General features: G+C 69.9%; 18 protein-coding genes and 2 tRNA genes. 4 read left to right on the forward strand and 16 right to left on the reverse strand.

Going from position 1 to position 17,778, the window contains the following annotated elements; translation table 11 throughout:
* Nucleotides 1–437: 437 nt before the first annotated feature.
* A complete protein-coding gene (locus tag ACFWP5_RS02290; RefSeq protein ID WP_384149035.1) occupies nucleotides 438–1,772 on the forward strand; it encodes a cytochrome b/b6 domain-containing protein in 1,335 nt (444 codons plus the stop codon).
* A complete protein-coding gene (locus ACFWP5_RS02295) occupies nucleotides 1,769–3,382 on the forward strand; it encodes an NADH-ubiquinone oxidoreductase-F iron-sulfur binding region domain-containing protein (protein ID WP_384149037.1) in 1,614 nt (537 codons plus the stop codon). The genes ACFWP5_RS02290 and ACFWP5_RS02295 overlap by 4 nt, the downstream gene beginning before the upstream one ends.
* 125 nt (nucleotides 3,383–3,507) lie before the next feature.
* Here ACFWP5_RS02295 and ACFWP5_RS02300 read toward each other — a convergent pair.
* The 4 genes from ACFWP5_RS02300 to ACFWP5_RS02315 all read right to left on the reverse strand — a co-directional run bounded on the left by ACFWP5_RS02300 (nucleotide 3,508) and on the right by ACFWP5_RS02315 (nucleotide 5,569).
* A tRNA-Ala gene (locus ACFWP5_RS02300) sits at nucleotides 3,508–3,580 on the reverse strand.
* Nucleotides 3,581–3,713: 133 nt separating this feature from the next.
* Entirely contained in the window at nucleotides 3,714–3,947 is a 234-nt protein-coding gene (locus ACFWP5_RS02305) for a hypothetical protein (protein ID WP_003976229.1), read from the reverse strand.
* A gap of 3 nt (nucleotides 3,948–3,950) precedes the next feature.
* The gene (locus ACFWP5_RS02310; protein WP_019063265.1) at nucleotides 3,951–4,124 is read right to left on the reverse strand and encodes a hypothetical protein; all 174 of its coding nucleotides are present in this window, start codon (nucleotides 4,122–4,124) and stop codon (nucleotides 3,951–3,953) included.
* A gap of 68 nt (nucleotides 4,125–4,192) precedes the next feature.
* Complete coding sequence (locus tag ACFWP5_RS02315) at nucleotides 4,193–5,569, reverse strand: MFS transporter (protein WP_384149039.1); 1,377 nt, start codon at nucleotides 5,567–5,569, stop codon at nucleotides 4,193–4,195.
* A 208-nt stretch (nucleotides 5,570–5,777) separates the two neighbouring features.
* Between ACFWP5_RS02315 and ACFWP5_RS02320 the strand changes: the two genes are divergently transcribed.
* Nucleotides 5,778–6,623, forward strand: a complete 846-nt coding sequence (locus ACFWP5_RS02320) for a helix-turn-helix transcriptional regulator (RefSeq protein ID WP_384149041.1) — start codon at nucleotides 5,778–5,780, stop codon at nucleotides 6,621–6,623.
* A gap of 70 nt (nucleotides 6,624–6,693) precedes the next feature.
* On the opposite strand, the gene ACFWP5_RS02325 is transcribed toward ACFWP5_RS02320, so the two are convergent.
* The 7 genes from ACFWP5_RS02325 to ACFWP5_RS02355 all read right to left on the reverse strand — a co-directional run bounded on the left by ACFWP5_RS02325 (nucleotide 6,694) and on the right by ACFWP5_RS02355 (nucleotide 11,210).
* Nucleotides 6,694–6,766 (reverse strand) — tRNA-Ala (locus ACFWP5_RS02325).
* Between the two features lie 93 nt (nucleotides 6,767–6,859).
* A complete protein-coding gene (locus tag ACFWP5_RS02330) occupies nucleotides 6,860–7,525 on the reverse strand; it encodes a histidine phosphatase family protein (protein WP_384149043.1) in 666 nt (221 codons plus the stop codon).
* On the reverse strand, nucleotides 7,522–7,965 hold the full coding sequence (gene rsfS / locus ACFWP5_RS02335) for a ribosome silencing factor (protein WP_384149045.1): 444 nt from the start codon (nucleotides 7,963–7,965) through the stop codon (nucleotides 7,522–7,524). The genes ACFWP5_RS02330 and rsfS overlap by 4 nt, the downstream gene beginning before the upstream one ends.
* Before the next feature lie 159 nt (nucleotides 7,966–8,124).
* Nucleotides 8,125–9,978: a LytR C-terminal domain-containing protein gene (locus ACFWP5_RS02340; protein WP_384149047.1), complete on the reverse strand. Its 1,854-nt coding sequence runs from the start codon at nucleotides 9,976–9,978 to the stop codon at nucleotides 8,125–8,127.
* 16 nt (nucleotides 9,979–9,994) lie between these two features.
* The gene (gene nadD / locus ACFWP5_RS02345) at nucleotides 9,995–10,699 is read right to left on the reverse strand and encodes a nicotinate-nucleotide adenylyltransferase (RefSeq protein ID WP_384149049.1); all 705 of its coding nucleotides are present in this window, start codon (nucleotides 10,697–10,699) and stop codon (nucleotides 9,995–9,997) included.
* Between the two features lie 67 nt (nucleotides 10,700–10,766).
* Complete coding sequence (locus tag ACFWP5_RS02350; RefSeq protein ID WP_384149051.1) at nucleotides 10,767–10,928, reverse strand: hypothetical protein; 162 nt, start codon at nucleotides 10,926–10,928, stop codon at nucleotides 10,767–10,769.
* Between the two features lie 120 nt (nucleotides 10,929–11,048).
* Complete coding sequence (locus tag ACFWP5_RS02355; protein ID WP_033285921.1) at nucleotides 11,049–11,210, reverse strand: hypothetical protein; 162 nt, start codon at nucleotides 11,208–11,210, stop codon at nucleotides 11,049–11,051.
* A gap of 101 nt (nucleotides 11,211–11,311) precedes the next feature.
* Between ACFWP5_RS02355 and ACFWP5_RS02360 the strand changes: the two genes are divergently transcribed.
* Entirely contained in the window at nucleotides 11,312–12,439 is a 1,128-nt protein-coding gene (locus ACFWP5_RS02360) for a M48 family metallopeptidase (RefSeq protein WP_384149053.1), read from the forward strand.
* 72 nt (nucleotides 12,440–12,511) lie between these two features.
* Here the strand turns inward: ACFWP5_RS02360 and ACFWP5_RS02365 are convergent, their stop codons facing one another.
* From ACFWP5_RS02365 to proB, 5 genes are all read right to left on the reverse strand, one after another.
* Nucleotides 12,512–13,600 (reverse strand): hypothetical protein, encoded by a 1,089-nt coding sequence (locus ACFWP5_RS02365; RefSeq protein ID WP_384149055.1) that lies wholly within the window; start codon nucleotides 13,598–13,600, stop codon nucleotides 12,512–12,514.
* An 89-nt stretch (nucleotides 13,601–13,689) separates the two neighbouring features.
* Nucleotides 13,690–14,298 carry a hypothetical protein gene (locus tag ACFWP5_RS02370; protein WP_384149057.1) on the reverse strand — a complete coding sequence of 203 codons (609 nt, stop codon included), beginning with the start codon at nucleotides 14,296–14,298 and terminating at the stop codon, nucleotides 13,690–13,692.
* A 93-nt stretch (nucleotides 14,299–14,391) separates the two neighbouring features.
* Nucleotides 14,392–15,678, reverse strand: coding sequence for a glutamate-5-semialdehyde dehydrogenase (locus ACFWP5_RS02375; RefSeq protein ID WP_384149059.1), 1,287 nt, complete (start codon nucleotides 15,676–15,678; stop codon nucleotides 14,392–14,394).
* 143 nt (nucleotides 15,679–15,821) lie between these two features.
* Nucleotides 15,822–16,280, reverse strand: a complete 459-nt coding sequence (locus ACFWP5_RS02380; RefSeq protein WP_384149083.1) for a hypothetical protein — start codon at nucleotides 16,278–16,280, stop codon at nucleotides 15,822–15,824.
* 209 nt (nucleotides 16,281–16,489) lie between these two features.
* Nucleotides 16,490–17,596, reverse strand: a complete 1,107-nt coding sequence (gene proB / locus ACFWP5_RS02385; protein WP_384149085.1) for a glutamate 5-kinase — start codon at nucleotides 17,594–17,596, stop codon at nucleotides 16,490–16,492.
* Between the last annotated feature and the right edge of the window lie 182 nt (nucleotides 17,597–17,778).

Consider the following 17,778-nt stretch of genomic DNA (forward strand, 5'->3'; position numbering starts at 1 on the left):
AAAGCTCCATCGATCGTCTCTGCCAGCGGCTGCGACATTCAGGCTGTGACATCCACCATGTGACATCCAGCAAATGAAAAATCCCCTCGCACAGGAGGGGACGCCGCGCTGATTCCGACCTCACCGTTCACCGGTGGTCGGGACTGATCAGCGCGGCTCGCTAAGCAGAAGGCGTACGGCACGCATGGCGTCAGAGTACCGCAGCCCTTGAGCACAACGCGACGCGCTTCCGTATCACCCTTGGCACCCTGACCACACCGGCTCGGACTGGACCAAGTTCAAGGACTACCTTCGCGTACCACCCACTACGGGACATCACAGCAAGCGCATTGTCGTTTGATAACAACGCAATAACTCAAACCTCGTACCCACCGGTATGGAGCCACTTAGAGTTCGGCAGCGGGACCGCTTTCCCGATACTGCTCGGAGTTGCCCCCATGAACCCTCGTCGTAGTACCAGTTCGCTCCCCAAGCCGGGCCGTTCGGCCTATGGCGTGGTGAGCCTCGTCGTCCTGCTCTTCATACCTGTGTTCGTGCTGCTCGGAGGCAGTCAGGTACAGGACTTCCTCAACTTCGGTGCGGGCGTTCTCTCGCTCGTCTCCCTCTCCTGCTCGGTGATCTGGGGGCTCGTCGCCCAGGACCGGGTCATCCTCAACATCCGCCAGCGGATCGTGGCGCAGGGCATCCACCGGGTGACCGCCGTCGGCTCGATCGCGTTCCTCGTGGTGCACATCACGGTCAAGCTGGCGCTCGACCACACCGTCCTGATCGCCGCGCTGATCCCCTTCAGCCTCGGCGTGAAGGGCAGCGCCGGGCTCATCGGCCTCGGCTCCCTGGGCGGCCTGCTCATGATCTTCGTGGGCATCACCGGCGCCCTGCGCAACCAGTTCGCGTCCCCCGCGCCGGTCGCCGCCCGCTGGCGCGCGATGCACATGCTGGCCTACCCGGCCTGGTGCGCGGCGCTGATCCACGGCCTGTTCGCGGGCCGCGCGGCGAAGCCGTTCTTCATGATCTCGTACGAGCTGTGCCTGGTCGGGGTCGCCGCGGCCCTCGCCCTGCGCTCGGCGCCGCGCCCGTTCAAGCGGAAGTTCGCCGACAAGGTCGCCATGCTCCTGGGCAACGAGGAGCGGCCTGGTCTCGACGAACTCGACGCGAGCCGCGGCCGCGTGGCCGAGTCCGCGCTGCCGGGTTACGAGAGCCGGCGCCCGGCCGAGGGCCGACGGGCCGCGCAGCAGCCCTCGTTCACCGAGACCGGGTCGATCCCCCGCGTGGACCCCGCCGCCACGTACGAGACGAGGTCCATGACCCCTGAGGCCGACACGAACGGTTTCGCGGCCGCCTACCGCACCGCCACGCCGGAGTCCACCGGTCAAATGCCGTTCGTCACCGACCAGACCTCGCGTATGAACGTGCCGATGGACATGCAGAACACGCAGGCGGTCCCGCGCGCGGACAGCGGTGGCAGCACCTCGGGCAGCTGGCCGATCCCGTCGCCGCCGCCGGTCGGCGAGGCGCCCCCGTCGGCCTACGACCCGCTCCAGGACACCGGATACAACATCCCCACGTACAACAACAATGCGGGCACGGGCGGGTACGGCGAGGGATACGTGTACGACACCGGTGAGTCGAATGGTGCCTCCGGTACGTACAACCCCAATGACACGTACAACAGCGGTCCCGCCACTGATCAGACGCCTGGTGCTTCGTACGACTTCGACGCGCCGGGCAACTCGGGCGAACCTTGGAACACGCCTTCCGGAGGCTATAGGTGAACGAGGCCCTGCCCGACGTCCCAGAAGTCCGCGTGGTCGGGCTTCCCCAGCTCACGTCCGGCTTCGACCTTGTCGAGAGACTCGACCTGCCCATGCACCTGAAGGTGCACGGGCCGCTCGAACCGATGGGCGGGGAGCAGCTCGCGAAGCTCTCCGAGGCCATCAACCTGAAGGGCCGCGGCGGCGCGGGCTTCCCCTTCCACAAGAAGCTGCGGTCGGTCGCCGAAGCGGCGATCAAACGCGGCGTACGACCGGTCGTCGTCGTCAACGGCAGCGAGGACGAGCCGGCCTGCCGCAAGGACACGGTGCTCATCAACCGTGCCCCGCATCTCATCCTGGACGGCGCGCTGCTGGTCGCCGAGGCCCTGGGTGCCCGCACGCTCGTGGTGGGGGTCACCCGTGAGTCGACCCAGCGCTCCATGGAGGCCGCGCTCTCCGAACGCGGCCTGAGCAACACCCGCCGCTCGGCACTGAAGGCGTTCGTCCAGCGCAACCCGGTCCGCATGGTCACCGGCGCCGCCGCGTCACTGGTCCGCTCGATCGACGGCGGCCCGGCGATCCCGCCCGGCCGCAAGGTCAGCGCCTCCCAGAACGGCGTGGGCGGCGCCCCGACCCTGCTGTCGAACGCCGAGACGTTCGCCCAACTCGCCATCGCCGCCCGCATCGGCCCCGAGCGCTACGGCAACACCGGCCTCTACGACGAGCCCGGCACCGTCATGCTCACGGTCTCCGGGGCGGTCGCCCGCCCCATGGTGATCGAGGTCCCCACCGGCGTACCGCTGCGCTACGTCCTGCAGCTGGCCGGTGCCCCGCCGGTCCCCCAGGGTGTGCTGACGGGCGGTTACCACGGCAAGTGGATCGACGCGGCGACGGTCAACGAGGCGATCGTCTCCCGCAACTCCCTGGACGCGGTGGGCGGTGCGCTCGGCGCGGGCGCCATCATGCCGATCACCCAGGAGACCTGCCCCCTGGGCGAGTCACTGCGCGTGGCCCAGTGGCTGGCCGACGAGAGCGCGGGACAGTGCGGTCCCTGCTACCTCGGTCTGCCCGCCGCCGCGCGCGGCATGGAGGACATCCTCAACGGCGGCGGCCCGGCCGCCCTGGAGGCGCTCAAGCAGGTCGCCAAGGCCGTGAAGCGGCGCGGCGCGTGCTCGCACCCCGACGGCTCCGCGATGTTCCTGGAGTCGACCATCAAGGCGTTCACGGACGACCTAGCCGCCCACGTCCTCGGAAACGGCTGCGGAAGGCCCGTGGAGGGCGTTCTGCCGCTCTTCGAGGGCGGCCAGCTCCCGGCGGGCATCACGAGCGGTGCGGAGGCCGAGGAGAGCGGTCCCAGCCGTCAGAAGATCTACGTCGACTGGACGCTGTGCCGGGGCCACGGTCTGTGCGCGGACATCCTCCCGGAGGTCTTCGAACTCGGCGCCGACGGCTTCCCCACCGTCGCGCAGGCCCAGGTGCCGCGGTACGCGGAGGCGAAGGCGCTGCGCGCGGTGCGCCGCTGCCCGGCGCTCGCCCTGCGCCTGGAGGAGGAGACCGCGCGGGACAAGGGCCCGTCCCGCAACCTGCCGGTCCTGTCCCAGGGCCGCGGCCGGCGGGCCCTGGGCCGCTGAGCACACGAACGGGGGGCCGCCCTCTTCTTAAGAAGGGGCGGCCCGCTGTTCCATGAACGGCGCCAACTCCCCCTGAACACACCGAAGGCGGGTCATCCCGTGGGATGACCCGCCTTCGACTTCTGTGGAGCTAAGGAGAATTGAACTCCTGACCTCCTGCATGCCATGCAGGCGCTCTACCAACTGAGCTATAGCCCCGCGCAGTGTGCTACCGGGTCTCCCCGGCGGCGACGCCAACATTACCGGTGGACCCGGCGCACCACCAAATCGTTTCGGTCTCCGTGATCGTGACCGTGATCGCCGGGACCTCCTCGCGGGGTCCCGGCCGGGGTCAAGCGGTGACGAAGGAATAGAACCGTTTCAACGTGCAGTGCTCTTCCAGGAGTCGACCGTAGATCGGCTCACCCTCGAGTTCGCGGTACGTCTCGATCGGGTCGCCTTTTATGATCAGCGCCCGCGCGCACTCCTCGCACCAGTACTGGTAGTCGGGATTCACCGGTTCCATGTCACGGACGATCGGCGTCCCACTGCCGCACCAGTCGCACTTTCGCCTGTGTGCACCCATCGATCAGCTCCAGCTGTGGCCGCAGGCCGTGCACACGTAGGAAACTCCGCCGTTGTCACCGAGGACTTGGGCCACGTGGGCGGAACCGCAGGAAGGGCAGCTCAGGCGGGTGATCGTATCCCGTATCAACGCCGCATCGAAGAGGTGGTCGACCTCCTCGATGATGCTCGCAGGCATCGCTACTCCCTCCCGTCGGGCCGCGCCCCCTCCGGCCGTTTGATTCTGCCACGGCCGGACCAATACGGTCAGCGACGCCTCAGTACCAGTCCGGACACGGCACCCACCGCGGCCGTCCCCGCCAGCGCGAACATGCACGCCAAAAGCGCCTCCGCAGAGGTATACGCCCCCGGGGCCCCAAGTGACTCAAGCCGGTTCAAGAACAGTGTGCCGAAAACCGCGACCCCGATCAGCTGGCCCAGCTGCGCGACCGTGGAGAGCAGACCGCTGGCGTCCGCCGCGTCCTCGGGCCGCACCGTCGCCAGGGCCCGGGTCAGCGTCGGACTGAAGGCGAGCGCGAGCCCGGCCCCCACGCCGACGTACGCCACGTACAGTACGGCCCCGCCGCGGTCGCCGCCTTCGAACGCCAGGCCGACTCCCGCGACGGCCGGCATCGTGATCAAGAAACCGAGCGGGGTCAGCGCCCGCTGCCAGGCCGCCGGCCACCTGCGCCAGGTCAGGCCGACCGCCCCGAAGACGACCGCCGTCGGCGCGAAGGTGAGTCCGGCGCGCAGCGCGCTGAAGCCGAGGCCGCCCTGGACGTGCAGGGTGAGCGCGAACAGGAAACCGGCGTTGATGGCCATGACCGCCAGGATCCGGACGACGGCCAGAGCCATGCCAGGGTGACGCAGCACACGCGGTGCGATCAGCGGGGCTCCCCCGCGCCGGGCGAGCCGGGACTCGTACGCGCAGAACGACGCGAAGAGGACGGCCGCCGCGATCAGCGACAGCCACGACCACAGCGGCCAGTCCTCCTCCTGCCCCAGCACCAGCGGCACCGTCAGCAGCGAGACGGCCGAGGCGAGCAGCACGAGCCCCGGCACATCGAAGGCCCGCGCCCGCTCCGGCTCCGCCCCGCCGTTCCTCGGCAGCACGCGCCTGCCGAGGAACAGGAGTACGACGCCCACGGGCACGTTGACGAGGAACACCGGCCGCCAGCTCGTGCCGAACAGGTCGGCGCTGACGAGGACCCCGCCGAGGATCTGCCCGGCCGCGGCGCCGACGGCGATGACCGCCGAGTAGACACCCAGCGCCCGCATCCGGGCCTCGCCGATGAAGTTCCGTTGGATCAGGCTGAGCACCTGAGGGATCATCAGCGCCGAGCCGGACCCCTGGACCAGGCGGAACACGATCAGCTCGGTCGAGCCCTGGGCCAGGCCGCAGGCGAGCGAGGCGGCGGTGAAGAGGGCGAGCCCGGCGAGGTGGACCCGCGCGTGACCGAGCCGGTCGCCGAGCCGGGCGCCGGTGATCAGGAGCACCGAGTACGTGATGGTGTAGCCGGCGATCACCAGCTGCAGGTCGGCGCCGGACGCGTGGAGTTCGGTGCCGATGGTGGGGGCGGCGACGTTCACGATGAACACGTCGAGCAGCGCCATGAACAAGGCCGCGAGCAGGACCGCGAGCATCGGCCCACGGCGATTGTCAGTGCCAGGGTCTTTACTGGTGGCAGGAGTTGGAACGGGTGCGGAATCCGGTTCCGTACGGGGTGTCGTCGTCATGCGGTCGAGCGTGGGGGTGCTCCGGTACGGGTGCCGAGAGCCCGCTGATGCTGGTACCGGCAGCACCTGGCACGGGCCAAGTCGGGCGCCGAGTATGGGGGATGTGACGATGGGGATGGGGACGACACAGCGCCGCCGGCCTGAGCTGGCCGCGTTTCTGCGCAGCAGGCGCGCCAGGGTGACACCGCACGACGTCGGCATGCCGCCGGGCTTTCGACGCCGTACGCCGGGGCTGCGCCGCGAGGAGGTCGCGCAGCTCTCCGGAGTGGGCGTCACCTGGTACACGTGGCTCGAACAGGGGCGGCCGATCAACGCGTCGGCGCAGGTATTGGACGCCGTGGCGCGCACGCTCCGGCTCGACGCCCCGGAGCGCGAGCATCTGTACCACCTGGCCGAGGTGCCGTACGCGCATCCGCCGGAAGTGATCGCGCGGTCGGTGGGGCCGGAGATCCAGGGCATCCTCGACGCCCTGGAGCCGCGCCCTGCGGTGGTCTACAACTCTCGGTACGACATCCTCGCCACCAACGCCCCCTACCGGACGGTGTTCTGGCTGGAGCCGCTGCCGCCGGGCCCGATGCCGAACGCGCTGTGGAAGCTGTTCACGGTGCCGGACGAGGAGTGTCCGCTGCTGTACCGGGAGACGGAGCTGCCAGTGATGGTGGCGACACTGCGCTCGGCCTACGGAGTGCATACCGGTGAGGCGGCCTGGGAGGACTTCATACGCGGGCTGTCGGCGGCGAGTCCGCTCTTCGCGCGGCTGTGGAGGAGTGGGGACGTGGCGGAGCCGGGGCGGCGGGTGAAGACGTTCCGGCACGAGGAGGTGGGCGAGATGCGGATGACGTCGGTGTCGTTGTCGGTCAACGGCATGCCGGAATGCCGGATCGTGGTCTACACCCCGGCCGACGAGGAGACTCGGCTGCGCACGGAGGCGCTGACAGCGACGAAAAGATCCCACCCCTGAAAGGGATGGGATCTCATCGATTCGATCGTGGACGACTCTCGATCCTTGACAACTCAAGAGTGTCGATCTGTGGAGCTAAGGAGAATTGAACTCCTGACCTCCTGCATGCCATGCAGGCGCTCTACCAACTGAGCTATAGCCCCGTGCGTTCTTCCCGCTCGGCGGGCGAACAAGAAGAACTTTAGCCTGCGATCTGCCGGAAAGTGAAATCCGGGGTCGGGGCCCTGGAGGGCCGCTCAGTCGTCGTCGCCGAGCACCGGTTCCGGGAGCGTGCCGGCGTTGTGTTCCAGCAGGCGCCAGCCGCGGGCACCCTCGCCGAGCACGGACCAGCAGCAGTTGGAGAGGCCGCCGAGACTCTCCCAGTGCTGGGACTCCAGACCGAGGAGACGCCCGATGGTGGTGCGGATCGTGCCGCCGTGGCTGACCACCACGAGGGTGCCGTCCTCGGGCAGCTTCTCGGCGTGCCGCAGCACGACGGGAGCGGCCCGGTCGGCGACCTCGGTCTCCAGCTCGCCGCCGCCGCGGCGCACCGGCTCCCCGCGCTTCCACGCGGCGTACTCCTCGCCGTGGCGGCCGATGATCTCCTCGTGCGTCAGCCCCTGCCAGACACCCGCGTAGGTCTCCCGCAGGCCCTCGTCGTGCGTGACGTCGAGGTCGGTGAGGGCGGCCAGCTCGGCGGCCGTGTTCGCCGCCCGCTTCAGGTCGGAGGCGACGATCACGTCCGGCTTGAGGGAGGCCAGCAGCCGGGCGGCGCGGCGGGCCTGGCCGATGCCCGTCTCGGTGAGCTCGACGTCCGTGGTGCCCTGGAAGCGGCGCTCCACGTTCCACGCGGTCTGGCCGTGCCGCCACAGGATGACGCGGCGACCCCGGCCCGCCTTGCGGCCGTCGGCCCCGGCGGTCACAGCACCTCCCCGAACTCGGAGGTGTCCTCCTCGGCCTGCAGCTTGGCGTGCTCGGCAGCCTTGCCGCGGGTGGCCTTGGCCTCGACGGGGAGTTCCAGCTCGGGGCAGTCCTTCCACAGCCGCTCCAGGGCGTAGAAGACGCGCTCCTCGCTGTGCTGGACGTGGACGACGATGTCGACGTAGTCGAGCAGGATCCAGCGGGCGTCGCGGTCGCCCTCGCGGCGCACCGGCTTGACGCCGAGTTCCTTCTGGAGCCGCTCCTCGATCTCGTCGACGATCGACTTGACCATACGGTCGTTGGGAGCGGAGGCCAGCAGGAAGGCATCCGTGATCGACAGCACATCGCTGACGTCGTAGGCGATGATGTCGTGCGCGAGCTTGTCGGCGGCCGCCTGGGCGGCGGCGGAGATGAGCTCGATGGAGCGGTCAGTGGCGGTCACTACGCGGCTTTCGGTCGGCGGTCAACAGACCTCAAGGGTCTCACGGACCGCGGACGGCACCCCACGTGAATAACGGATCACGCCCCGGACGCCGGTCGGGACACCGGCTCCGACCTCCGGGGCGTGCTCTCCGTCACAACCGCGGTCATGACGCGTCCGTCATGACGACGACGGCTTGTAGTCCTCTCCGAGGACCACCGAGACATCCGCGTTCGCGGAGACTGTGCCCTTGGTCACGGTGCTGGTGGGCAGGCCCAGGGTCTTGGCGACCTCGATGGCGTTCTCCTTGTCCGCCGCGCCGGAGTACGTGATCTTGGACGTGGCCGAGGTCGTGGACACCGTGCCGGCCTCCAGGAAGGTGAAGCCGCCGTTGAGGAGGACGACGCGGGCCTTCTCGGTGTCGTCCTTGACGCCGGTGGCGTTCTGGACGGCGACCCGGACCGCCGAACCCTCGTCGGGGCTCTTCGCGCTGCCGCCCAGGACGTCCTTGACGACGCCGGCGGAGGCCTGCGCGGTCAGCGTGCCGTCGTTCTGGACGGGCAGCAGGGCCGTCTTGTAGTCGCCGCCCTTGGCGAGGTCGGCGAGCTTGGCGAGGAAGGTGCCGAGGTCCTTGTCGGTGAGCGACGGGTCGAGGATCTGGGCCAGCGTCTGCACGGTGGTGGTCGCCGCCGTCGGGTCGGAGGTCAGCTGGCGCAGGACGCCCTGCATGACCTGGCCGAACCGCTCCAGCTGGGCGCTCTGGGCCTCACCGGAGGCGCGGTAGGTGGCGTAGGCGACGGCCGTCTTGCCGCTGAGGGTCTGGTCCTTGCCCTGGTGGACGAGGGGCGCGGCACCCTTCTTCGTCGCGGCCGGGTCGGGTACGGCGGCATTGGTGTCGACGTTGATGTTGCCGACGAGGTCGACCAGGTTCTGCAGGTAGGGGGTGTCCAGGCGCCAGGTGCCCTCGATGTTGGTGCCGAGGACCGTGTCGAGTTCGTCGCGTGTCCCGGAGGAGCCGTCGTCGTCGACCGACTTGGCCAGCGTCGTCGTGTTGCCGTCGTCGTCCGTGAGGGCGAGGGAGTTGGGCACCAGCACGGTGGTGCCCTGCTTGGTGGTGGTGTTGTCGACGAGCAGCGCCGTGGAGGTGCCGCTGCCCGAGGTGTTGTGCAGGTGGACGACGATCACGTCGCGGTTCTGGGCGCCCGCGGCCGTCGTGGTGCCCGCCTTCGAGGCGGACGAGGACACTCCGGGGAGCTTCCCCGCGTACCAGAGGTAGCCGACACCGCCGGCCGCGACCAGCGCGAGGACCACGACGAGGGCGACCATGCGGCCGCGGGCGCGGCGCTTGGCCTCCTCGCGTCGCTCGGTGCGGTTCTCGGTGAAGTTCAGCCAGTCGATGACGTCCTCGGAGTCGTCGGTCGGCTCCTCCACGAAGGCGAACTGCTCGGTGTGGTAGTCCGGTTCGCGCGCGTCCGGGGCCTTCGGGGCTTCCGTGTCCTCGGCCGGCCCGGATTGCTGCGGGATGTAGGCGGTCTGCTCGGCGACCCGGGGCTGCTGCCCGCTGGTCGCGGTCTGCCCGTAGGGGTCGTAGGCCGTCGTCGTCCCGGTGGCGTACGGGTCGTAGCCGGACTGGGGCGCCTGCCGGCCCGTGTCGTACGGCGGGACGGTCGGCTGCCGGCCCGTGTCGTACGGCGGGACGGTCGGCTGCCGGCCCGTGTCGTACGGCGGGACGGTCGGCTGCCGGCCCGTGTCGTACGGCTGCGCGACGGGCTGCTGGGTGCCGGTGTCGTAGGACGGGGTCTGCGGCTGGGCGCCCGTGTCGTACTGGGACGGCTGCTGCTGGGTGCCGGTCGCGTACGGGTCGTAGTCGTAGCCCTGCTGTTGCTGCTGCCCGTACGGGTCGTACGGCTGCTGCTGCGGGGGCTGTTGGGTCTGCTGGGCCGGGACCTGCCGGTAGACAGGCTGGTTGTATTCGTCGTAGCCGACGAGTTCGTACTGGTCGCCGCCGTACCCGGCGTCGTATCGGTCGTTCACCGGTGCCCCTCTCGGCTCACTCGCCGCGGTACAGCTCGCGCTTGTCGATATAGCGCACGACTCCGTCGGGCACCAGGTACCAGACGGGATCACCCTTCGCGACTCTCGCACGGCAGTCTGTGGAGGAGATGGCCAGCGCGGGAACCTCGACCAGCGAGACGCCGCCCTCCGGGAGACCCGGGTCGGTCAGCGTGTGGCCGGGGCGGGTGACCCCGATGAAGTGCGCGAGGGAGAACAGCTCCTCCGCGTCCCGCCAGGTCAGGATCGCGCCGAGGGCGTCGGCGCCGGTGATGAAGAAGAGGTCCGCGTCGGGGTTGAGCGCGCGCAGGTCGCGCAGGGTGTCCGTGGTGTAGGTGGGGCCGCCGCGGTCGATGTCGATGCGGCTCACCGAGAACTGGGGGTTCTCGGCGGTCGCGATGACCGTCATCAGGTAGCGGTCCTCGGCCAGGGCGACCTTGCGGTCGGTCTTCTGCCACGGCTGGCCGGTCGGGACGAACACCACCTCGTCCAGGTGGAACTGCGCGGCGACCTCACTGGCCGCCACGAGGTGCCCGTGGTGGATCGGGTCGAACGTTCCGCCCATGACGCCGAGCCGGCGCTTGCCGGGGTTCGACGGGCCGTTGTTGCGCGGGCCGTTCGCCATTCGGTTCTCCGTGGCGCGCGTCGTGGTGCCGCGCGTCGTGTCGTTCGCCGGACCGGTAGGCATGTCCTGCTCTCCCATGCGTGCAGACCCTACCGGCCCGGTGTGAAGGCCCCGAGACCCGTCCGGCGGACAGAACGGACAGACCCTAGCGGTCGCGGTTGAAGCGGGTGGTGATCCACAGCAGGAGCAACAGGAGGATGAACGCGCCGCCACCGGTGATGATCGGCTGGAGGCTCTCGTGGTTGCCCCCGCCCTCCCCCTCGGCGGCAAGAGTGACCAACTGGGCAGCAGTGCCGTGGAAGCTCATCTTCAGCAGAACCTATCCGGTGTGGGCGGGATAAAGATGTCGGCCCATGGTAAGCGGGCACCCCGACGGCGATCACGCCGACTCCGCCATTGGGACTCGGCAGGGAACTCGACGGGCGCCTCAGTCGTCCTTCTGTTTGTACCCGCGCAGCAGGAACCACGCGGTCAGGATGCAGCCGAGGAACATCACGATCAGTACGACCCTGAGCAGATCCCCCGATCCTTGCCGGGGGGCGGCGCTCGCGGCCTCTGCGAGCCAGGCGGCTGCGGAATGGGGCTCCATGCGTTGACTCCTTCGCTGTACTGCCCGTCAACGGTATCTCCGCCTAGGCTGGGCTCTGCTTCGGGGGCACTCAGGGCACACACACGCACATGGGGGACCACATGTCCGAAGACGGCCACGAGCAGAACGGGCACGAGAACGTACCGAGCAGGCAGCGCAGGCGCTTCGAGGGGATCTCCTCGCGTGCGTACGAGCACCCGGCCGACCGCTCCGCCCTGGTGGCGCTGCGCAAGCTGACCGGGTTCGACACGGTGTTCAAGGCACTCAGCGGGCTGCTGCCCGAGCGCAGTCTGCGGCTGCTGTTCCTGTCCGACTCGGTGCGCGTGTCCGACCAGCAGTTCGCGCACCTCAACGACATGCTGCGGGACGCCTGTTACATCCTGGACCTGGAGAAGGTCCCGCCGATGTACGTCAACCAGGACCCGCAGCCCAACGCGATGTGCATCGGCCTGGACGAGCCGATCATCGTCGTCACCACCGGCCTCGTCGAGCTGCTCGACGAGGAGGAGATGCGGGCGGTCGTCGGCCACGAGGTGGGCCACGCGCTGTCCGGCCACTCCGTGTACCGCACGATCCTGCTGTTCCTGACCAGTCTGGCTCTGAAGGTCGCCTGGATCCCGCTGGGCAACCTCGCGATCCTGGCGATCGTGACGGCGCTGCGCGAGTGGTTCCGCAAGTCGGAGCTGTCCGCCGACCGCGCGGGTCTGCTGGTCGGCCAGGACCTGCGGGCCTCGATGCGCGGCCTGATGAAGATCGCCGGCGGCAACCACCTGCACGAGATGAACGTGGACGCGTTCCTCAAGCAGGCCGAGGAGTTCGAGTCGGGCGGCGACCTGCGCGACTCGGTGCTGAAGATCCTCAATGTGCTGCCCCGCTCCCACCCGTTCACCACCGTGCGGGCGGCCGAGCTGAAGAAGTGGGCCGAGTCCCGCGACTACCAGCGGATCATGGACGGGCACTACCCGCGGCGCACCGAGGACAAGGACACCTCGGTCACGGACTCGTTCCGCGAGTCGGCGGCGAGCTACGCCAGCAACGTCAAGAACTCCAAGGACCCGCTGATGAAGCTGGTCAGCGACTTCGCCGGCGGCGCGGGCGACCTGGGCGGCCGGGTGCGACGCGGCTTCGGCGGCTTCGCGAGTTCGGCAGCGCAGGACGAGCCGCCGACCGGCCCGGCCAACGGCACCGAGCAGCCGCCCACGGACGCGCCGCCGCGCGACGAGGACTGACCTCGCTCATCACGTACGACGGCCGTGCACGGCCCCTACCGAGCACGGCCCCGGTGTGGAAATTCAGGCAACTCACACCTTCGGCTGCGCGCTCGTCGCCAGTGATCCGCACAGGGCCGTGGTGTTGCCCGTCGCGTACGGGTCCGTGCCGGCCGGGCCGCCCGCCTTGGCGGTCTGGCCGGCGAGCAGGGGGCGCAGATGGGTCACGGAGTCCTCGGCGCAGGACAGGGGCCCGGCCTGGACGTAGGAGACGACGATCTGGGCCTGGTGCATGCGCAGGTCGTCGCGGTCGAAGCGGAAGTGCAGCTCGCGGCGGACGGTGAACAGGGACACCTGGGCCTGGTCGCCGGAGCCGGCCGAGGCCGTCGAGCCGGTGGGCCGTAGCGCGTAGACGAAGGTTCCGTCGGCGGTGACCTCGAGCGTGGACGAGTCGATCTCGGTGGCCTGCAGGGTGCCCTGGACGCGGATCTTGCGGTCGGCCAGCTGGACGCGTGACGGGTCGAAGCGAACCAGCCATCCGGTGGGCTCGTGCCGGCCGTCGGCGGTCGGGTGCTCGAAGCTCTGGTCGAACTGGTCGAGTTGGTCCGGGTCGACGAGGACGCGGGCGGGGCGGATCTGTCCGCCGGTGAGCACCGCCGGGTAGAGCGAGGACTCCACGATGTAGTCCTTGGCGGTGCTCAGGGCGGCGATGACCTGGCTGTCCGAGAAGTGCGCGGTGCGCCGCGCGGCCGGCAGCGGTACGCCCTCGGCGCCGACACTGAACTGCGCGGCGGGGCTGTGTTCGTAGAGGTACTCGGCGTCGGCCGCCCCCGGGACCTTGCCCTGCGGGGACAGCGGGATGACGGTCATCCGCAGCGGCTCGGCGGGCTGCTGGGCCGTGGGGGTCGTGTACGGATGCCGTACGCCCATGTAGATCGCGGTGCCGAAAGCGACGGCGATCAGCATGACCAGGATCAGGGCCTGGCGGGAGAGACCGCGCCGCAGGGCCGGGCGACGACGGACGGCGGGGGCGTGGTCGGCCAGGCGCTCCTGCGCGGAGAGTTCCTGGAGGCGGGCAGCGCGGACGAACGACTCGTCGAAGACGACGGATCGATACTCGTCCTCACCACCACCGGGAGCGCCCTCGGGCGCGCCCTCAGGTGGGTCTCCTGGACCGCCCATACTTTCAGAGTAGGTCTCTGGAGCCTCAGGTAAACGCCCTGGTACACGACAAGTTCTGACATGTTCTCACCGGGCCGGTCTCAGCTCGCTCAGGGCGTGCGCGGTACCGCGGACAGCGGTGGCTGGGAGTTGTCGGCGGAAGCGGAGGGTGCCGCCGCCGTGCCCTGTTCCACGCCGGTGGAGGCCGGGGGCGGGACGCGGTCCCTGCCGCCCGAGGACGCGCCGCGGTAGACCGCCGAGAAAGCCAGGGCGACCATGCCGATGCCCATCACGAGGGCGAGCAGCCAGGCCACGGGACGGTGCCAGCGGACCTGCTTGCCGTAGGTCCCCGGGGCGCCGTAGCGGCCTTCGACTACGTCGGGGTCGTCCAGGTCGTCGAGTTCCGGATCATGGCCGAATTCGCGTCCGTAGGCGTCCTCGAACGGATCGTCGTCGCCTCGTCGGCGTCTGCCGTGCTGCGCGCGGCGCGCTTCGGCCTCGGAGGCCTCGGCTCTCGCCTGCGCGGCGGCCAGGAGGCGTTCGACGGCGGTCGGCTCGTGTACTACGGCCGCCCGTATGAAGGCCTCGTCGAAGACCACGGATGCGAACTCTTCGTCCGACATTCCGCGGTCGTGGTCGTCGTCGGGCTCCCAGCCGTCGGGAAACGGCCTGCCCCCCACGTCCTCCGGCACCTCTCCAGAGTAGACCTGGGGGGTCAATTTGGGCAGACGGTAGGGAAATTCATCCGTTGGGTGAGACGCCTCTCCCCCGACGAGGCGTTATGCCCCTCGCATATGCCAAATGGCAGGGCCTCAGCGGCGGATGTGCCCGTCGCCCGTGACGATGTACTTGGTGCTCGTCAGCTCCGGCAGGCCCATCGGGCCCCGTGCGTGCAGCTTCTGGGTGGAGATGCCGATCTCCGCGCCGAAGCCGAACTGGCTGCCGTCCGTGAAGCGCGTGGAGGCGTTGACGGCGACGGTGGTGGAGTCGACCAGCTGGGTGAAGCGGCGGGCGGCCTGCTGGGAGCTGGTGACGATCGCCTCGGTGTGGCCGGAGCTCCACAGCCGGATGTGCTGGACGGCCTTGTCGAGCGAGTCGACGACGGCGGCGGCGATGTCGTAGGACAGGTACTCGGTGTCCCAGTCCTCCAGGGTGGCCTCGACGACGGTGGCCTCCGAGTCCTTGGCGTAGGCGAGCACGCGCTCGTCGGCGTGCACGGTGACGCCTGCTTCGGCGAGGGCGTCCAGGGCGCGCGGCAGGAACTCGGGGGCGATGTCCTGGTGGACGAGGAGCGTCTCGGCGGCGTTGCAGACGCTGGGCCGCTGGGCCTTGGAGTTGATCAGGATGTCGATCGCCATGTCGAGGTCGGCGTCGGCGTCGACGTAGACGTGGCAGTTGCCGACGCCGGTCTCGATCACGGGGACCGTGGACTCGGAGACGACGGTCTGGATCAGAGAGGCGCCGCCGCGCGGGATGAGCACGTCGACCAGGCCCCGGGCGCGCATCAGCTCGCGGACGCTCTCGCGGCCCTCGCCGGGCACCAACTGCACGGCGTCGGCGGGCAGTCCGGCGCCGCCGACGGCGTCGCGGATGACGCGCACGAGGGCGGTGTTCGACTCGTAGGCGGAGGCCGAGCCGCGCAGGAGGACCGCGTTGCCGGACTTGAGGCAGAGCGCCGCCGCGTCCACCGTGACGTTGGGACGGGCCTCGTAGATGATGCCGACGACGCCGAGGGGGACGCGTACCTGGCGCAGGTCGATGCCGTTCGGGAGGGTCGAGCCGCGGACGACCTCGCCGACCGGGTCGGGCAGCGCGACGACGTCCCGTACGTCCGAGGCGATGGCCCGCACGCGCTCGGGGGTCAGCGTCAGCCGGTCGATGACCGTCTCGCTGGTGCCGGCCGCACGGGCCTTGGCGATGTCCTTGGCGTTGGCCTCGACGATCTCGCTCGTACGGACCTCCAGCGCGTCCGCGATGGCGAGCAGCGCGTCGTCCTTCTCGGCGCGCGGCAGCGGCGCGAGGTCGGCGGCGGCGGACTTGGCGCGGTACGCGGCCTGCGTGACCGGGGACAGGGAGTCGTACGGCGAGAGCGTGGTCATGAGGGAAGGGTAGTGCGCCCCGCTGGGGCGTCCACCGGCTATCCCATACCGCGAGACAAGCGCGGAAGGGCCCGAAGACAGCTCAAAACAAATCCAGGAAGGTCATCCCTGAAGGCACATCCTTGAAGGCATCCCGGAAGGTCTCAGTAGGGATGTACGCCGACGGGGGTCGCGGGCAGCGGGCCGTACCCCTCGGAGATGCGCTGGTGGTAGGTCTCGCGGTCGATGACCTCCAGGCCGACGATCTCCCACGGCGGCAGCTGGGCGGTCTGGCGGTGCTCGCCCCACAGGCGCAGGGCGACGGCCGCCGCGTCGTGCAGGTCGCGGGCCTCTTCCCAGTAGCGGATCTCCGCGTGGTCGTTGGCGTAGCGGCTGGTCAGCAGAAAAGGGTGGTCGTGGGCGAGCTGTTCCAGCCCGCGCCGTACCTCCTTCAGCGGGGCCTCGCCGCCGGAGACGCTGAGGGTGACATGCCACAGCCGGGGAAGGTACTTGGGTTCCTCGCCCTCGTACCGGGCGCCGGCCGCGACGCTCGTCAGCGTGCGCTCCTCGCCGGGCGCGCGGGAGGTCGCTCCACCGCGGGACGCCGCCGCCCCAGGGCGCACTCGTCTCACGACGGCCTCCTTACGCAATGGTCGAGCTGCAGTGCTCGCGCGGATGTGTCCCTGAGCAAAGTTGAGCAGGCCGAAGGCGTCCGCGTGGCGCTTTTGCGGAAGGTCCACCTCACGGCTGTCGCGCGGGACGGGCGTTCCCGCTCTTTTCGACCGGGGGTCCGGGACGGACGTTGTTCCACGGGTGCAGGATCACCAGTGTTCTACGGGTGCAGGACCACCAGGTCGTCCCTGTGGACGACTTCCCTCTCGTACGACGGTCCCAGTTCGCGCGCCAGTTCCCTGGTGGAGCGGCCGATCAGCTGGGGGATCTCCTTGGCGTCGAAGTTGACGAGACCCCGGGCGACCGCGTGCCCTGCGCTGTCCCGGAGTTCGACGGGGTCGCCCGCGCTGAACTCGCCCTCGACGGCGGCGATTCCGGCCGGCAGCAGCGACATCCGGCGCTGGACGACCGCGCGCACGGCACCGTCGTCGAGCGTCAACGAGCCCTGCGGGGTGGACGCGTGCTGCAGCCACAACAGCCGGTCCGCGGACCGTTTTCCGGTGGCGTGGAAGTAGGTCCCGGTGTCGCCGCCGCCCATCGCGTCGGTCGCGTGGACCGCGCTGGTCAGCACGACGGGGATGCCGGCGGCGGCGGCGATCCGCGCGGCCTCCACCTTGGTGACCATGCCGCCGGTGCCGACGCCGGCCTTGCCCGCGCTGCCGATGTCGACGTGGGCGAGGTCCTGCGGTCCCCGGACTTCCGCTATCCGCGAGGTGCCGGGCCGACTGGGGTCGCCGTCGTAGACGCCGTCGATGTCGGAGAGCAGGACCAGCAGGTCGGCGTGGACGAGGTGGGCGACGAGGGCCGCGAGCCGGTCGTTGTCGCCGAAGCGGATCTCGTCCGTGGCGACGGTGTCGTTCTCGTTGACGATCGGGAGGGCGCCCATGGCGAGCAGTTTGTCGAGGGTGCGGGACGCGTTGCGGTGGTGGGAGCGGCGGCTCATGTCGTCCGAGGTGAGCAGGACCTGGCCGACGCGGATGCCGTAGCGGGCGAAGGAGGCGGTGTAGCGGGCCACGAGTAGCCCCTGGCCGACGCTGGCGGCTGCCTGCTGGCGGGCCAGGTCCTTGGGGCGGCGGCGCAGTCCGAGCGGGGCGAGTCCGGCGGCGATGGCACCGGAGGAGACGAGGACGACCTCTTTCTCTCCCCCGCTGCGGCTCTTGGCGAGGACGTCGACGAGCGCGTCGACCCGGTCAGCGTCCAGGCCGCCGGCCGCGGTGGTCAGCGAGGAGGAGCCCACCTTGACGACGATCCTGCGGGCCTCGGTCACGGCCTGCCTTGCCCCTGCCACGTGCGAGATCCCCTCGGGTAGGTCCGGCTGGCAATCTACGCGAACCGGGTTGCCCTGTGCACGTTGGTCCAGGTCTCGGACAGGGGCCTTGAGTTCACAGTGCGGCACGGTGGGGGCTGGTCGCGCAGTTCCCCGCGCCCCTGAAAACAGCTGCACTGGTC

This window comes from Streptomyces sp. NPDC058469 (assembly GCF_042721125.1).
GTDB lineage: Bacteria > Actinomycetota > Actinomycetes > Streptomycetales > Streptomycetaceae > Streptomyces.

Coding starts and splice junctions, on each gene's coding strand:
- ACFWP5_RS02290 (WP_384149035.1), top strand. CDS start 438: ATGAACCCTCGTCGTAGTACCAGTTCGCTCCCCAAGCCGGGCCGTTCG.
- ACFWP5_RS02305 (WP_003976229.1), bottom strand. CDS start 3,947: ATGGGTGCACACAGGCGAAAGTGCGACTGGTGCGGCAGTGGGACGCCG.
- ACFWP5_RS02310 (WP_019063265.1), bottom strand. CDS start 4,124: ATGCCTGCGAGCATCATCGAGGAGGTCGACCACCTCTTCGATGCGGCG.
- ACFWP5_RS02315 (WP_384149039.1), bottom strand. CDS start 5,569: ATGCTCGCGGTCCTGCTCGCGGCCTTGTTCATGGCGCTGCTCGACGTG.
- ACFWP5_RS02320 (WP_384149041.1), top strand. CDS start 5,778: ATGGGGACGACACAGCGCCGCCGGCCTGAGCTGGCCGCGTTTCTGCGC.
- nadD (WP_384149049.1), bottom strand. CDS start 10,699: ATGGGAGAGCAGGACATGCCTACCGGTCCGGCGAACGACACGACGCGC.
- ACFWP5_RS02350 (WP_384149051.1), bottom strand. CDS start 10,928: ATGAGCTTCCACGGCACTGCTGCCCAGTTGGTCACTCTTGCCGCCGAG.
- ACFWP5_RS02355 (WP_033285921.1), bottom strand. CDS start 11,210: ATGGAGCCCCATTCCGCAGCCGCCTGGCTCGCAGAGGCCGCGAGCGCC.
- ACFWP5_RS02360 (WP_384149053.1), top strand. CDS start 11,312: ATGTCCGAAGACGGCCACGAGCAGAACGGGCACGAGAACGTACCGAGC.
- ACFWP5_RS02365 (WP_384149055.1), bottom strand. CDS start 13,600: ATGGGCGGTCCAGGAGACCCACCTGAGGGCGCGCCCGAGGGCGCTCCC.
- ACFWP5_RS02375 (WP_384149059.1), bottom strand. CDS start 15,678: ATGACCACGCTCTCGCCGTACGACTCCCTGTCCCCGGTCACGCAGGCC.